The organism is Kitasatospora sp. NPDC056181 (assembly GCF_042266225.1).
Taxonomy (GTDB): domain Bacteria; phylum Actinomycetota; class Actinomycetes; order Streptomycetales; family Streptomycetaceae; genus Kitasatospora.
Genome location: NZ_JBHJUK010000043.1, coordinates 1 through 14,854, shown reverse-complemented (window position 1 = coordinate 14,854; position 14,854 = coordinate 1). Strand labels below are relative to the sequence as shown.

The following is a 14,854-nucleotide window of genomic DNA, read 5'->3' as shown; positions in this document are numbered from 1 at the left end:
GAGCAGGACGAGTTCGGCGTCCGCTCGCAGAACCTCGCCGAGGCGGCCATCAAGGCCGGCTTCTGGGAGCGCGAGAGCACCTGCCCCGACGGTCAGAGGCCGGACGCCAGCTTGAGGGTGACGGCCCCGGCGATGATCGAGGCGAAGGAGAGCAGCTTGGGGACGGTGATCCGCTCCTTGTAGATCAGGGCGCCGAAGACGACGGTGCCGATCGAGCCGAGGCCGGTCCAGATGGTGTAGCCGACGCCGACGTCCAGCGTCCTGAGCGCGAGGCTGAGCGTGAAGATGCCGCCCGAGGCCGCGACCAGGGTGAGGACGGACGGCCAGAGCCGGGTGAAGCCGTTGGTGGCGTTGGTGCCGAGGGCGAAGGCGATCTCGAAGACGACGGCGATCGCGAGGTAGACCCAGGCCATGACGGTGTGCTCCTTGAGTGGTTGGGGTCGGTCGGTCGGTCGGTCGGGGCGAGGGGCGAGGGACGAGAGGCGAGGTGGGCGTGCGGGGTCAGGCGGTGACGGGCTGCTCGGAGCCGCCGGGCTTGTCGGCGGGCTGGTGGGCGACCTTGTCGGCGAGCTTGAGGCCGAGCACGCCGCCGATGATCAGGACGAAGGCCACGGCCTTCCCGGGGTTCATCGACTCGTGGAAGAGCACCGAGCCGAGGACGACGGTGCCGACCGAGCCGATCCCGGTCCACACCGTGTAGCCGACGCCGACGTCGAGGGTCTTCAGGGCGAGGCTGAGGAAGAAGATCCCGCCTGCGGCGGCCGCGGCCGTCAGAAGGGACGGGCCGAGCACGGTGAAGCCGTGGGTGGCGTTGGTCGCGAGGGCGAAGACGACCTCGAAGACCGAGGCGATGAGCAGGTAGATCCAGGCCATGGGAACCCCCCGGGTGCATGGTGCGGCAGTGGTTGCATGTATGTGCAAATTGATTTCGGCTGGGCAAGAGCATGCATGTACAAGTAACCTGTGTCAACCCGCCCCGCCTGCGCCAGGAGCAGCCCATGGCCTCGGAACACCGCCCCACCAGCGGCGGCGCACGCCCCCGCACTCCGGACGCTCTGGACGCCGGCCCGTCGGACTCCCGGATGTGGAGCCGGCTCACCGCCCTGCACGCCCACGTCGAGAGCCGCCTCACCACCGTCCTCCAGCGCCGGCACGGTCTTGGCCTCTCCGAGTACCGTGCCCTCGGCCTCCTCGCCGAGGCCCCCAAGGGCGAGCTGCGGATGCAGGACCTCGCGGCCGGTCTCGGCCTCAACCAGAGTTCGGTCACCCGTCTGGTCGCCCGCCTGCACGCCGCGGACTTCACCTACCGGGACCTCTGCCCGGACGACAAGCGCGGCGTCTACACCGTCATCACCGCCGCCGGCCGCGCCCGCCACCAGGAGGCCCGCGCCACCTACGAGGAGACGCTCACCGCGGCCCTGGACGAGGAGGCGGCCGCCATCCCCGACCTCGTCCCGCTCCTCACCACGGCCCGCCACTCGCTCGGCTGATCGCGCCGGCCCAGCCCGGTACACCGTCGCTCTCGCGCCCGGCTCCCGCGCCCGGCCCCGCGCACGGCCCCGCGCACGGCCCCGCGCACGGGAGGTCGAGCCGGCCGACTTCCCGTGCGGCCCGGCCCCGCCCCGCGGTGGGGCGGTACGGTCACCGCATGGCAGCCTCGAACCCCGACGTCGTCGTGGTGACCACGACCCACGACGCCGAGCCCGCGGCCCGTGCCCTGGCCGCCGCCGTGGTGCGCGAGCGCCTGGCCGCGTGCGCGCAGGTCTACGCCGTCCGGTCGGTCTACTGGTGGGACGGCGAGGTGCAGGAGGGCGCCGAGTGGCGCGTCGACCTGAAGACCCGTGCCGACCTCGCCGACCGCCTGACCGCCTTCATCACCGAGCACCACACGTACGACACCCCCGAGGTCGTCGCCGTCCCGGTGGTCGCCGGCAGCAGCGGCTACCTCGCCTGGGTGGCCGCCGAGACCGCCCCCTGAGGGGAAGCGCGCGGCCCCCGTCGCGCAGTCGCGACGGGGGCCGCCCCGTATGTGCCCGTCCGGCGCCTACTCGCCGCCGAACCGGGAGGTCCAGCCGGCCAGGTCCTCGTCGGTGATCTTCGCGAACAGCACCGGCGGCACGGTGAACGCCGTCCCGGCCGGCACGAAGTCCAGCGCGCGCGCCTCCTCCGGGCTCACCCACGCCTGCGTGCCCGCCGGGGCCCCGGCGGGCAGCGCGAAGGCGTCACGCATCGCCCGGGCCGCGGCCGGGATGAACGGCTCGGAGACCACCGCGTACAGGTGGATCAGGTTCATCGCCGTGCGCAGCGTCAGCGCGGCCGCCTCAGGATCCGTCTTCACCTGGAGCCACGGCGCCTTCTCGTCCAGGTACGCGTTGCCCGCGCTCCACAGCGTGCGCAGGCTCTGCGCGGCCTTGCGGAAGTTCAGGGCGTCCAGCTGGGCCTCGTACTCGGCCAGCAGCTCGGCGATCTGCGCGCCCAGCCGCTCCTCCGCCTCGCCCGCCGCGTACCCGGCCGGGACGTCGTCGCCGAAGCGCTTGCGGCTGAAGGAGAGCACCCGGTTGACGAAGTTGCCGAGGGTGTCGGCGAGGTCCTTGTTGACGACCGAGGCGAAGAGGTCCCAGGTGAAGCTGGAGTCGTCCGACTCGGGCGCGTGCGCCATCAGGAAGTAGCGCCAGTAGTCGGCCGGCAGCAGCTCCAGCGCGACGTCGGTGAAGATGCCCCGCTTCTGGCTGGTCGAGAACTTGCCGCCGTAGTACGTCAGCCAGTTGAAGGCCTTGACGTAGTCGACCTTCTTCCACGGCTTGCGCGAGCCGAGGATGGTCGCCGGGAACATCACCGTGTGGAACGGGACGTTGTCCTTGGCCATGAACTCGGTGTAGCGGACGGTCTCGTCGGCCTCGTACCACCAGGACTTCCAGTCCCGGACCTCGCCGTCGGCCGCCGCGTCCGCCCACTCCTTGGTGGCGCCGATGTACTCGATCGGGGCGTCGAACCAGACGTAGAAGACCTTGCCCTCCGCCGCCAGCTCCGGCCACACGTCGGCCGGCACCGGCACGCCCCACTCCAGGTCACGCGTGATCGCGCGGTCCTGCAGGCCCTCGGTCAGCCACTTGCGGGCGATCGAGGAGGCCAGCACCGGCCACTGGTCGCCGTGCTCGGCCACCCACGCCTCGACCTGGTCGGTCAGCTTCGACTGGAGCAGGAACAGGTGCTTGGTCTCGCGCACCTCCAGGTCCGAGCTGCCGCTGATCGCCGAACGCGGCTCCAGCAGGTCCGTCGGGTCCAGCACACGGGTGCAGTTCTCGCACTGGTCGCCGCGCGCCTTGTCGTAGCCGCAGTGCGGGCAGGTGCCGACGATGTACCGGTCCGGCAGGAAGCGCCCGTCGGTGACCGAGTACACCTGGCGGATCGCCCGCTCCTCGATGAAGCCGTTGGCGTGCAGCTCGCGCGCGATCTCCTGGGTGATCTCCCGGTTCTGCGGCGAGGAGCTGCGCCCGAAGTGGTCGAACGACAGGCGGAACCCGTCGTACACCGCCTTCTGCTGGTCGTGCGCCTGTGCGCAGAACTCGGCGACCGGCAGCCCCGCCTCCTGCGCCGCCAGTTCGGCCGGCGTCCCGTGCTCGTCGGTCGCGCAGATGTACAGCACCTCGTGCCCGCGCTGCCGCAGGTACCGCGAGTAGACGTCCGCCGGGAGCATCGACCCGACCATGTTGCCCAGGTGCTTGATCCCGTTGATGTAGGGAAGGGCGCTGGTGATCAGGTGCCGAGCCATCCTCGGATGCTCCAATTTCTCCCGCACGCACCCCTACCCCGGAGTGCCGTGACAGGCGCAGGGTCTGGGGGCCGCAACGGGAGTCCGACGCATCCGCCGGCTCCCGGGCTGCCACACAGAGCGAAGTTCCACTGTGGGCACCCCAATCCTATCGAAGCCCGGACCCGCTCCTCCCGCCCGTTTCACCCGGTGGACGGCCGTCCCGCGGGCGGCGGTGCGGACGGCCCGCCGCCACCGCACCCCGTCCGGGCACCCCGTACCCCGGCGCCATGCGGTCCGGCCGGGCCGCCGGCGGTCCGGAACCGGTCCGGAACCGGTCCGGCACGGACGCCGTCGGTGCCGTCGACGCCGTCACCGGACGCACCGAACGGACCTGCCAGGACCCTGGGTGGTCAGGCCCGGTGCGCCCTCCGCCGGAGGCACGCCGCCCGCGCCGCCCGCGCTGCACGTGCCGCCCGTGCCGCCCGTGCCGCCCGCGCCGCCCGCGCCGTCAGGCGACGAAGTGGTCGAACTCGCCGGCCTTCACGCCGAGGAGGAAGGCCTCCCACTTGCGCGGGGTGGTGCGGACGATGATTCCGCCGGTGCCGGGATCGCGGATCTCGACCATGCCGTCCACGGTGCGGACTTCGAGGGACTCGTCGGATTCGCCGGTGGGCGAGGGCTTCTGCCAGTCGTTCATGGCTACCAGCCTGTCAGATCGCGGTACTTGGCGCGGCCGGTCGTCGGCGGTGGGCCGGGTGCCGGCCGGAACGCTTGATCTCGTGCGGGCGCCTGCCGATGGAGGGGGTGTGGAACTCATCGGGTCGGACGGCGGGGCAGCGCGGGCCGTCGTGGCGGTCGGTGACTGATGGCCGTCGTCCTGCTGGCCGGGCTGTTCGTCTCGCTGCTGTTCATGGGCTGGCTGGTGTGGCTGGTCAACTCCGTCCCGCGCGAAGGGCGTTCGGCCGGCCGTGAGGTGACCTCGGGCCGCTCGCGGGCCGGCGGGGAGAAGTAGGGGCCGCCCGCCGGGGACGCGGGCGGTCAGCCGGCGGCCAGCCTGGCGGTCAGCCGTTCGCGCGCGGCCGGCCACTCGTCGGCGAGCATCGAGAAGTACGCGGTGTCCCGCCAGACCCCGTTGGCCCGCAGCTTCTCCCGGCGGTGGACGCCCTCGAACCGGGCGCCCAGCCGCTGGATCGCGTTGCGCGAGCGGTCGTTGAGGGCGTCGGTCTTCCAGAACACCCGTCCCATGCCCAGGTCCTCGAAGGCGTGGACGAGCAGCAGCAGCTTGGCCTCGGTGTTGACGGCGGTCCGCCACACCGAGCGGGCGTACCAGGTGCCGCCGATCTCGACGTACTCGTCCGTCGCGTTGAACGCGTAGTACCCGGTGACGCCGACGGCGCGGCCGCTCGGCAGGTCGATCACCGCGAACTTCACGGCCTCGCCCGCCGCCACCGCGGCGATGCGGACGTCGAGGATCGCGCCGAGCTCCTCCTCGGTCGCCGGCGGGAGGTTCGGGATCCAGCGCCACACCTCCGGGTCGGGGCCGACGGCGGTCCAGAGGTCGGGGAGGTGGTCCCGGCTCAGCGGCTCCAGGCGGACGTGGCGGCCGGTGAGGGTCACGGGTACGGGAAGCTTCGCAGTCATGATCCCGAAGGTAGCGGCACTATGCACTAGATGCAATGGGTTGTTGCACTAGTGCAAAAGTCCCAGGGCAGCGAAAAGGCCGTGCGGGACGACGCGCGTCCCGCACGGCCTTCAGTCGGCTCAGATGAACGAGTTGATCTGGATCGTCTCGTCGCGGCCCGGGCCGACGCCGATCGCCGAGATCGGCGCGCCGGACATCTCCTCCAGCGCCTTCACGTACGCCTGGGCGTTCTTCGGCAGCTCGGCGAAGGTCTTCGCCTTGCTGATGTCCTCGCTCCAGCCCGGCAGCGTCTCGTAGACGGGCTTGGCGTGGTGGAAGTCCGACTGGTTGTACGGCAGCTCCTCGACCCGCTTGCCGTCGATCTCGTAGGCGACGCAGACCGGGATCTGCTCCCAGCCGGTGAGCACGTCGAGCTTGGTGAGGAAGAAGTCGGTGAGGCCGTTGACCCGGGTCGCGTAGCGCGCGATCACCGCGTCGAACCAGCCGCAGCGGCGGTCGCGGCCGGTGGTGACACCGCGCTCGCCGCCGATGCGGCGCAGGGCCTCACCGTCGGCGTCCAGCAGCTCGGTCGGGAACGGGCCCGAGCCGACGCGGGTGGTGTACGCCTTCAGGATGCCGATGACCCGGTCGATCTTGGTCGGGCCGATGCCGGCGCCGGTGCAGGCGCCGCCCGCGGTCGGGTTCGACGAGGTCACGAAGGGGTACGTGCCGTGGTCGACGTCCAGCAGGGTGCCCTGGCCGCCCTCCAGCAGGACGACCTTGCCGGCCTTGAGCGCCTCGTCCAGGACGAGCGTGGTGTCGGCCAGGAACGGCTTGATCTTGTCCGCGTAGCCGAGGTACTCCTCCAGCACCAGCTCGGCCGGGATGGCGCGGCGGTTGTAGAGCTTGACCAGCAGCTGGTTCTTGTCGTGCAGCGCGGCTTCGATCTTCTGCTGCAGGATCGACTCGTCGAAGAGGTCCTGCACGCGGATGCCGACGCGGTTGATCTTGTCCGCGTAGGTCGGGCCGATGCCGCGGCCGGTGGTGCCGATCCGGCGCTTGCCGAGGAAGCGCTCGGTGACCTTGTCCAGGGTGCGGTGGTACGGCGTGATCAGGTGGGCGTTGCCCGAGATCAGCAGCTTGGAGGTGTCGATGCCGCGCTCGTTCAGGCCGTTGAGCTCGGAGAGCAGCACGCCCGGGTCGATGACGACGCCGTTGCCGATCACCGGCGTCACATTCGGGCTGAGGATGCCGGAAGGGAGCAGGTGCAGGGCATACTTCTGGTCGCCGATGACCACCGTGTGACCGGCGTTGTTGCCGCCCTGGTAGCGGACGACGTAGTCGACGGAGCCACCGAGGAGGTCGGTCGCCTTCCCCTTGCCCTCGTCCCCCCACTGAGCGCCAACGAGCACGAGTGCCGGCACAGGCGTACACCCCTTCCGGTTGGGGCATCCTGCGTAGGCCGCAGTCTGCCCCGAGATAGACGAAGCCCCTGGCGCAATAGCGCAAGGGGCTCTTGCACCGAGAGATTACCTGAGGAAGGACCGGTCGTGTCGTCCCTGTCCACGCCTGCAACCGGCGGCCCCGAGCCGCTCCTGCTGCTCCTCGACCCGGCGGCCCGGCAGACCGACGGCGAGTCGGTGCGGATCGCGAAGGACGTCCTCTGCGGAGGGGCGGACGTCAAGGTGGCGTATCCCGAGAGCCCGTCGGAGCTCGACCGGGTGCTTTCGCACCGGGGTCGGAGGCGACCGGTGGTGATCGGTTCCGATCTTGCGCTGCAACGCGTGCTCCAGGCCCTGTACCGGCAGCGTGAGCTGGGGGCGGACCCGGTGGGCATGGTCCCGGTGGGCCGGGCGAACGAGCTGGTGACGGCCCGTGGGCTGGGCGTGCCGGGGGAGCCGGTGCCGGCCGCGCGGGCGGTGCTCTCGGGCGTGCCGCGCAAGCTCGACCTGCTGGTGGACGACGGTGGCGGGGTGGCGCTCGGCGGGGTCCGGATCTCCGGCACCGGGGCGCGCCGGGTGGTGGGCCGGACGGGTGGCTGGCGTTCGCTATGGGCGAAACTGGCTGCGGCCGAGCAGGCGACCCCACTCACGTCCGACGGCGGTGCGGCCGGAGGCGCCGGCAGGGGCGAGCACAGCTCCCGGCTCCGCGTCGAGGCGGACGGGAAGCTCCTCGCCGACGTCCACCGCCCGGTCCGGGCGGTCCAGGTGACCCTGCCCGGCGGCGAGGCGGTCGGGGCCGGCGTCATGGAGATCGTCGTCCGCGCACCGGGCGCCCTGGTGCGGGCCCGGGCGGCGAGCGTCACGGTGGCCGGGCGCGGGTTCGGCTACGAGGCCGACGGTCACCCGGTCGGCCCGGTCCGGGCCCGGACCTGGACGGTCCACCCGGGTGCCTGGGGACTGCTGCTGCCCGCCGTCTGACGACTGCGGGGCCCGCCGGGGGGCGCCCGGCGGCCGACGCCGGAGCCCGGGTGAGCAGGCTCACGTTCCCCGCCGTTCACCCGCACGTCGTCCGCACACGGAAGGCAGCGGCGAGCCGCCGACAGCGCACCAACGGGCGCGAACCACAAGGCCATGCGCCCCCGGGGCGAATTCCGGCCCGGCGAAATCCGCGCCTGGTAAGGGGTTTTGTCTACGCGCGTTGCCAAACGATCGCCCAACAATCCCGCCCGCCCGGGTTCCGGAAGCCTGTGCCAACTGCCCTAGACTCGAAGGCGTGCCACGTGGTGACGGAAGACTCAACCACGATCTTCTTCCCGGCGAGAAAGGCCCCCAGGACGCTTGCGGCGTCTTCGGTGTCTGGGCTCCCGGCGAGGAGGTCGCCAAGCTCACGTTCTTCGGCCTTTACGCCCTGCAGCACCGCGGTCAGGAATCCGCGGGCATCGCAGTGAGCAACGGCTCCCAGATTCTCGTCTTCAAGGACATGGGGCTTGTCTCCCAGGTCTTCGACGAGGCCTCCCTGGGGTCGTTGCACGGGCATATCGCCGTCGGACACGCCCGCTACTCGACCACCGGTTCCTCGGTCTGGGAGAACGCCCAGCCGACCTTCCGGGCGACCGTTCACGGTTCGCTGGCCCTCGGGCACAACGGAAACCTGGTGAACACCGCCGAACTGGCGGCCATGGTCGCCGAACTCCCCGGCGAGGAGCACGTCTCCCGCTCGGGCCGGACGGCCGCGACCAACGACACCGACCTGGTGACCGCCCTGCTCGCAGGCCACCCCGACCTCTCCATCGAGGAGACGGCCAAGCTGGTCCTGCCCAAGGTGAAGGGCGCGTTCTCGCTCGTCTTCATGGACGAGCACACGCTCTACGCCGCCCGCGACCCGCAGGGCATCCGCCCGCTGGTGCTCGGCCGGCTGGAGCGCGGCTGGGTCGTCGCCTCCGAGACGGCGGCGCTCGACATCTGCGGTGCCTCCTTCATCCGCGAGGTCGAGCCCGGCGAGCTCATCGCCATCGACGAGAACGGCATGCGGACCTCCCGCTTCGCCGAGGCCAAGCCCAAGGGCTGCGTCTTCGAGTACGTCTACCTGGCGCGCCCGGACACCTCCATCGCCGGCCGCAACGTGCACCTCTCCCGCGTGGAGATGGGCCGCAGGCTGGCCGCCGAGGCGCCCGTCGAGGCCGACCTGGTGATAGCGACCCCGGAATCCGGGACGCCGGCCGCCATCGGCTACGCCGAGGCCAGCGGCATCCCGTACGGCTCCGGCCTGGTGAAGAACGCCTACGTGGGCCGCACCTTCATCCAGCCCAGCCAGACCATCCGCCAGCTGGGCATCCGGCTCAAGCTCAACCCGCTGCGCGAGGTCATCCAGGGCAAGCGCCTGGTCGTCGTGGACGACTCGATCGTCCGCGGCAACACCCAGCGCGCGCTGGTGAAGATGCTGCGCGAGGCCGGCGCGGCCGAGGTCCACATCCGGATCTCCTCGCCGCCGGTGAAGTGGCCCTGCTTCTTCGGCATCGACTTCGCCACCCGCGCGGAGCTGATCGCCAACGGCATGACCATCGAGGAGATCGGCCGCACGCTGGGTGCCGACTCCCTCTCGTACATCTCGATCGACGGCATGATCGAGGCCACCAAGCAGCCGAAGGACCGGCTCTGCCGGGCCTGCTTCGACGGGGAGTACCCGATGGAGCTGCCCGACCCGGCGCTGCTCGGCAAGCTCCTCCTGGAGGCCGAGATCAAGGGCGGCCAGCAGCCGCCGGCGGTCCGCGGCAAGCCGACCAGCGGCAGCGACCTGGACGGCGTCCAGTCCCTGCTCGGCGGAGCGGGCGCGGCCGACGCCCTGCGCCGCCCGTAACGACCCGACGGTGGGGTCCCGGAACCCGGGACCCCACCGCTGTTCCATCCCCCTGACCCACGAGGGCACCAAGACCCGCGGGGGCACAGACCCGAAAGGGCCGCACCGCAGTGACCACGAACCAGAACGGCGCCACCTACGCCGCCGCCGGCGTCGACATCGAGGCGGGCGACCGCGCCGTCGAGCTCATGAAGCAGTGGGTGAAGAAGGCCAACCGCCCCGAGGTGGTCGGCGGCCTCGGCGGCTTCGCCGGGCTCTTCGACGCGTCCGCCTTCAAGCGCTACGAGCGGCCGCTGCTGGCCTCGGCCACCGACGGCGTGGGCACCAAGGTCGCCATCGCCGCCGCCATGGACAAGCACGACACCATCGGCCACGACCTGGTCGGCATGGTCGTCGACGACCTGGTGGTCTGCGGTGCCGAGCCGCTGTTCATGACCGACTACATCTGCGTCGGCAAGGTCGTGCCGGAGCGGGTCGCCGCGATCGTCAAGGGCATCGCCGAGGGCTGCGCGCTGGCCGGCTGCGCCCTCGTCGGCGGCGAGACCGCCGAGCACCCGGGCCTGCTCGGGCCGGACGAGTACGACGTCGCGGGCGCCGGTACCGGTGTGGTCGAGGCGGACGCGCTGCTGGGCGCGGAGCGCGTCCGGGCCGGCGACGTGGTGATCGCGATGGCCGCCTCCGGTCTGCACTCCAACGGCTACTCGCTGGTGCGCCACGTGCTGCTGAACGAGGCCGGCTGGAAGCTGGACCGCAAGGTCGAGGAGTTCGGCCGCACCCTCGGTGAGGAGCTGCTGGAGCCGACCCGGATCTACTCGCTGGACTGCCTGGCGCTCACCCGCGCCACCGAGGTCCACGCCTTCTCGCACGTCACCGGCGGCGGCCTGGCGGCCAACCTGGCCCGGGTCATCCCGGACGGCCTGCACGCCCGCCTGGACCGCGGCACCTGGACCCCGCTGCCGGTCTTCCAGACCGTCGCCGAGGTCGGCAAGGTGGCCACCCTGGAGATCGAGAAGACGCTCAACATGGGCGTCGGCATGGTCGCGGTCGTCCCGCCGCACTCGGTGGACGTCGTGCTGTCGATCCTGGAGGACCGCGGCGTCGAGGCCTGGCTGCTCGGTGACGTCGTCGAGCGCGCGGACGAGCACGACGGCGGCGCGGCCCTCTACAACGCGTACGAGGGCTTCACGGCCGGCTGAGCGGCCGCCTGAGCACGGCAGAGGGCCCCTCCACCGGAGGGGCCCTTTCCGTACGCCGGCCGGCCGCTCGCGGTGCCCGGCGGTCGCCTGGGGGCCGCACGGGAGGGCAGGACGGGAGTCCCCGACGGGGTGAACGCACGCGGGAACGCCGAAAACCGGCCCGGCGCCGGTGGCGCACGGGCCGGTCAGGCCAGACTGGGACTACGCGCGGCGGCGGGCCTGGGAGGGCCCGGTACCCGAATCGGCGTCGTCGTCCTCGTCGTCGGCGGCGTAGCGTGCCGCGTACTCCGCGTAGGGGTCGTCGTCCTCTTCTTCCTCGATCGGCTCAGGCTCGATCGAGGCGGTGGAGGGCGATACGCCCAGCTCGCTGGACAGACGATTGGCGTCGAACCCGCCGCTGTTGTACTTCAGCTCGCGGGCGACCTTCGTCTGCTTGGCCTTGGCCCGGCCGCGCCCCATGGGTCGACCCCCTCAACGATGGGGCTCACGGCCCCGAGTCTGACACGTGTTCATGATCAGGAGCGGTCTGCCCGAATGGGGAGAACCGTCCCTTGGAGCATTAACGGTACCTGTTTCTGCCGCTGGACGGTACGTCGTCGGTGTGACGTGGCGCGCACCAGCCGCACCCGCGACCGGGTCGTCCCAGGTCAGGGGAGGTTTTGCGGCATTTTGCGCGCCGTCCGTAGGTGTCTCAGGTCCGTTGTTCCCGGATCGATTATCCCCCCTTAGGGGGCCTTGGATCACCCGATCGGGCGCAGAAGTGAGAATCCGGTTCCACATTGTGATGCGCGGGGGACGGACGACCGACCCCCGCGCATCACCGGACCGCTCCGCCGGGATCAGGCGCGGCGGGCGCCGGGCAGCAGCACCGAGCGGAGCGCGCTGATCTCGCGCATCCGCTTCTCGGCCAGACGGTCGGCGGCGACGGCCGGCGGGACGCCGTCGGCGGCGGCCCGGGTGAAGATCTCCAGGGTGGTGTCGAAGATCTTCGTGGCCTTGTTCTTGGCCCGCTCGAAGTTGAAGCCCTCGATCTCGTCGGCGACCTGGATCACGCCGCCCGAGTTCACCAGGTAGTCCGGGGCGTAGAGGATGCCGCGGTCGGCGAGGTCCTTCTCGACGCCGGCGTGGGCCAGCTGGTTGTTGGCCGCGCCGCAGACCACGGAGGTGCCGAACTCGCCCAGTGCGGCGACGACGCCGTCGGTCAGCGCACCGCCGAGGGCGCAGGGGGCGTAGACGTCCAGCTTGGCCTGGAGCAGGGCGGCGGTGTCGGCGACCACCTCCACCTCCGGGTGGGCCGCGCGCACGCGGTTGACGGCGGCCTCGAAGGGGTCGGTGACGACGACGGTGGCGCCGTCCGCGACCAGGTGGCCGACCAGGTAGTGGCCGACCTTGCCGACGCCCGCGACGCCGACCCGCTTGCCGCGCAGGGTCGGCTGGCCCCACCGGGCCTGGGCCGAGGCGCGCATGCCCTGGAAGACGCCGAAGGCGGTCAGGATCGAGGAGTCGCCGGCGCCGCCGTTCTCGGGCGAGCGGCCGGTGACGAACTCGGTCTCGCGGGCGATGACGTCCATGTCCTGGACGTAGGTGCCGACGTCACAGGCGGTGATGTAGCGGCCGCGCAGGGACTCGACGAAGCGGCCGTAGGCGCGGAGCATCGCCTCGTTCTTGTCCTTGTTCGGGTCGCCGATGATGACGGCCTTGCCACCGCCGAGGTCGAGCCCGGCGAGCGCGTTCTTGTAGGACATGCCGCGCGAGAGGTTCAGCGCGTCCTCCAGCGCCGCCTCCTCGGAGGCGTACGGGAAGAAGCGGGTGCCGCCCAGGGCCGGGCCCAGCGCGGTGGAGTGGATGGCGATGATCGCCTTGAGCCCGGAGCTGCGGTCGTGGCAGAGGACGACCTGCTCGTGGCCGTCGCCGGGGGCGCCGTCCTGCTCGGTACGGAAGATCCTGCTGAGCACGCCGGGTGCGGGGTGCGTGGCGGATGCGGTCTGTACGTCGGTCACTGTGGTGACTCCAGTATCTGAGGCCCGCTGCTGTGGTGCGGGCGCCTAAGGCGAAGCGTAGTCGCGGGGGCGCCTGGGATCCGCCCTCTTGCCCGAGCTTGGGGCGGTTGTCCGCGTGGTGAGACGGGGGCGTGCGGAGTGCGTTCGCGAACGGCTCCCGGCCGGAGCCCTCCCGGGGGACGGCCGGTGCGTGCGACGATGCAGCACGTGACCGTCGTACGCACATCCGTACTTCCGCCCTACGCCGCCCACCTGCGGGTCTACGAGCCGCTGGCCGCCTACCCGGAGCCGGAGCGGGCGCACTGGCAGGCCTACGCGGCGGAGCGCGGTCCGGACGCGGCGGAGGCCGGGCAGCCGGTGGCCGCGGCGGTGCTGGAGGAGCAGCGGGCCGCACTCGCGGAGCTGGTCGGCCGGACACCACGGCCACTGCCCGAGCGGGAGAGCGAGCGGGCCTTCGTGCGCTCGCTGGACGGGGTGCTCTACGTCTGCCCGTGGGCGACCCGGTTGCGCAGCTGGCAGGCGCTGGAGGAGCTGCGGACGGGTGCGCCGGTGGCCCTGGTGGACACCGCGCTGCCGCCGGCGACCAGGGAGGCCGCGGAGGCGGACCGGGAGCGCTGGCGGGCCGAGCACCCGGACGCCCGGCCGTGGATCCTGACCAGCCGGTGGGAGGTGCCGGTGCGGTGGTTCCTGCCGTTCGGGGAGGAGGACCGCTGCTTCGTGCCGGCGGGAGCGGCGGAGGAGGGGACGGGGCGGCAGGGGGAGAAGGCGGCGCTCTTCTACCTGACGCCGATGGCGCAGGCGCGCCGGCGGGTGGCGCGGGCGTACCGGGCGCTGCGCGAGGCGGTGCCGGAGGGGGAGCTGGTGCGCGGGGCGGAGCGGATCGGGCGGTGGCTGGAGGAGTTCCACCCGCGCTCGCTGGTGGAGCTGGACTACGGGGGACTGGTGCATCTGCTGGGGCCGGAGCGGTTGCTGGCGGACCGTTCGGCGGGGGAGCTGGAGGACGGGCTGCGCGCGCTGCGGGCGGGCGACGCGGCGGAGGCGGAGCGGGCCTACGAGGAGCTGACGGGGCGCTGGCGCCGGGTCCTGGCGCTGCGGTACGCGAACTGACCGCCTCCGCGGGCCGGGCGGGCGCCTCCCGGGCCGGTGCGGGCGCCCGGGGTGCCGGGGAGAGCCGTGCGGGCGGGGTCGGCGGGGCCTGCGGGGCCTGCTGAGGGGGCGTCACCGCTGGCCGGGGTGGGTGTCGGTGGTACTTGTAAGACTGTAAGAGTCCTACGGCCCGACCCACATGACCAAGGTCCCGGTTCGGGTCAATACCTGTCGAACGTGACACTACTCACCGTTGACGCGAACTTACCCCTATGTGCAAAAATGGGACAACCAGCCCAACTTCACATGAGCGTGCCCACTTTTGGGTGGTTCTGGACTCGATGCGTGCTTTGCGGGGAAACGGCAGGTCTGGTCGCCCCGTAACCGGATGTCACTATAAGGTGACTGCCCGTTATGGGGTGGTCCATCGCCATCCGTCAGCCTTGAACCCGTGAGGGGTCAATTTTGGCGGTTTGGTCGATGGGGCTGGACGGATGGTGTAGTTGTAGACACCAGGACAAGCCGTTCGTCCTATAACCGACTCGGCCCGTCTATGCCATTTCGGGCATCGCGGGCCAAGGTGCAGAATTTGAAGGATAGAACCGCCCTGGTTCGGTTCTCCCGAGGAGGCCGCTCATGACCGCTCGTACCCCTGATGCTGAACCTCTGCTGACGCCGGCAGAGGTCGCCACCATGTTCCGCGTGGACCCCAAGACGGTTACCCGTTGGGCCAAGGCGGGCAAGCTCACGTCCATTCGCACCCTCGGCGGCCACCGCCGTTACCGCGAGGCGGAGGTGCGCGCTCTGCTGGCCGGTATTCCCGCTCAGCGCACCGAGGCCTGATAGGCCGAAGGCTCTTTCAAAGGGGCCGCTTACCGGACTCCGCCGGGTCCGGTAA

16 protein-coding genes are annotated in these 14,854 nt (G+C 71.5%); 8 read left to right on the top strand and 8 right to left on the bottom strand.

What is annotated here, in order from left to right; genetic code table 11:
* Positions 1 to 92: 92 nt before the first annotated feature.
* Positions 93 to 413, bottom strand: coding sequence for a DMT family transporter (locus ACFC1F_RS18225; protein ID WP_376159419.1), 321 nt, complete (start codon positions 411 to 413; stop codon positions 93 to 95).
* Positions 414 to 501: 88 nt separating this feature from the next.
* Positions 502 to 873, bottom strand: a complete 372-nt coding sequence (locus tag ACFC1F_RS18220; RefSeq protein WP_376159417.1) for a DMT family transporter — start codon at positions 871 to 873, stop codon at positions 502 to 504.
* Between the two features lie 125 nt (positions 874 to 998).
* Between ACFC1F_RS18220 and ACFC1F_RS18215 the strand changes: the two genes are divergently transcribed.
* Positions 999 to 1,490, top strand: coding sequence for a MarR family winged helix-turn-helix transcriptional regulator (locus tag ACFC1F_RS18215; RefSeq protein WP_376159415.1), 492 nt, complete (start codon positions 999 to 1,001; stop codon positions 1,488 to 1,490).
* A 158-nt stretch (positions 1,491 to 1,648) separates the two neighbouring features.
* Positions 1,649 to 1,978, top strand: coding sequence for a divalent-cation tolerance protein CutA (gene cutA / locus ACFC1F_RS18210; protein ID WP_376159413.1), 330 nt, complete (start codon positions 1,649 to 1,651; stop codon positions 1,976 to 1,978).
* A gap of 66 nt (positions 1,979 to 2,044) precedes the next feature.
* Here cutA and metG read toward each other — a convergent pair whose 3' ends face one another.
* The gene (gene metG / locus ACFC1F_RS18205; RefSeq protein WP_376159411.1) at positions 2,045 to 3,772 is read right to left on the bottom strand and encodes a methionine--tRNA ligase; all 1,728 of its coding nucleotides are present in this window, start codon (positions 3,770 to 3,772) and stop codon (positions 2,045 to 2,047) included.
* A 490-nt stretch (positions 3,773 to 4,262) separates the two neighbouring features.
* Positions 4,263 to 4,451, bottom strand: coding sequence for a DUF397 domain-containing protein (locus tag ACFC1F_RS18200; protein WP_376159409.1), 189 nt, complete (start codon positions 4,449 to 4,451; stop codon positions 4,263 to 4,265).
* Positions 4,452 to 4,619: 168 nt separating this feature from the next.
* On the opposite strand from ACFC1F_RS18200, the gene ACFC1F_RS18195 reads away from it, so the two are divergent.
* On the top strand, positions 4,620 to 4,766 hold the full coding sequence (locus ACFC1F_RS18195) for a hypothetical protein (protein ID WP_376159407.1): 147 nt from the start codon (positions 4,620 to 4,622) through the stop codon (positions 4,764 to 4,766).
* A gap of 26 nt (positions 4,767 to 4,792) precedes the next feature.
* Here ACFC1F_RS18195 and ACFC1F_RS18190 read toward each other — a convergent pair whose 3' ends face one another.
* Both ACFC1F_RS18190 and ACFC1F_RS18185 read right to left on the bottom strand, forming a co-directional pair.
* A complete protein-coding gene (locus ACFC1F_RS18190; RefSeq protein WP_376159405.1) occupies positions 4,793 to 5,395 on the bottom strand; it encodes a GNAT family N-acetyltransferase in 603 nt (200 codons plus the stop codon).
* 120 nt (positions 5,396 to 5,515) lie between these two features.
* Positions 5,516 to 6,799, bottom strand: coding sequence for an adenylosuccinate synthase (locus ACFC1F_RS18185; protein ID WP_148643606.1), 1,284 nt, complete (start codon positions 6,797 to 6,799; stop codon positions 5,516 to 5,518).
* A gap of 126 nt (positions 6,800 to 6,925) precedes the next feature.
* Here ACFC1F_RS18185 and ACFC1F_RS18180 point away from each other — a divergent pair, with 126 nt between their 5' ends.
* The 3 genes from ACFC1F_RS18180 (at position 6,926) to purM (ending at position 10,870) form a co-directional block, all read left to right on the top strand.
* The gene (locus ACFC1F_RS18180; RefSeq protein ID WP_376159403.1) at positions 6,926 to 7,795 is read left to right on the top strand and encodes a diacylglycerol kinase; all 870 of its coding nucleotides are present in this window, start codon (positions 6,926 to 6,928) and stop codon (positions 7,793 to 7,795) included.
* A 295-nt stretch (positions 7,796 to 8,090) separates the two neighbouring features.
* Positions 8,091 to 9,674 (top strand): amidophosphoribosyltransferase, encoded by a 1,584-nt coding sequence (gene purF / locus ACFC1F_RS18175; protein WP_209413575.1) that lies wholly within the window; start codon positions 8,091 to 8,093, stop codon positions 9,672 to 9,674.
* Between the two features lie 110 nt (positions 9,675 to 9,784).
* Entirely contained in the window at positions 9,785 to 10,870 is a 1,086-nt protein-coding gene (gene purM, locus ACFC1F_RS18170; protein WP_148643604.1) for a phosphoribosylformylglycinamidine cyclo-ligase, read from the top strand.
* 201 nt (positions 10,871 to 11,071) lie between these two features.
* On the opposite strand, the gene ACFC1F_RS18165 is transcribed toward purM, so the two are convergent.
* Positions 11,072 to 11,329 (bottom strand): DUF3073 domain-containing protein, encoded by a 258-nt coding sequence (locus tag ACFC1F_RS18165; RefSeq protein WP_209413574.1) that lies wholly within the window; start codon positions 11,327 to 11,329, stop codon positions 11,072 to 11,074.
* A gap of 380 nt (positions 11,330 to 11,709) precedes the next feature.
* Positions 11,710 to 12,870 carry a Glu/Leu/Phe/Val dehydrogenase dimerization domain-containing protein gene (locus ACFC1F_RS18160; protein ID WP_376159401.1) on the bottom strand — a complete coding sequence of 387 codons (1,161 nt, stop codon included), beginning with the start codon at positions 12,868 to 12,870 and terminating at the stop codon, positions 11,710 to 11,712.
* 198 nt (positions 12,871 to 13,068) lie between these two features.
* On the opposite strand from ACFC1F_RS18160, the gene ACFC1F_RS18155 reads away from it, so the two are divergent.
* Positions 13,069 to 13,977 carry a hypothetical protein gene (locus ACFC1F_RS18155; RefSeq protein ID WP_376159399.1) on the top strand — a complete coding sequence of 303 codons (909 nt, stop codon included), beginning with the start codon at positions 13,069 to 13,071 and terminating at the stop codon, positions 13,975 to 13,977.
* Positions 13,978 to 14,592: 615 nt separating this feature from the next.
* Positions 14,593 to 14,799: a developmental transcriptional regulator BldC gene (gene bldC / locus ACFC1F_RS18150; protein WP_014137253.1), complete on the top strand. Its 207-nt coding sequence runs from the start codon at positions 14,593 to 14,595 to the stop codon at positions 14,797 to 14,799.
* Positions 14,800 to 14,854: the final 55 nt, after the last annotated feature.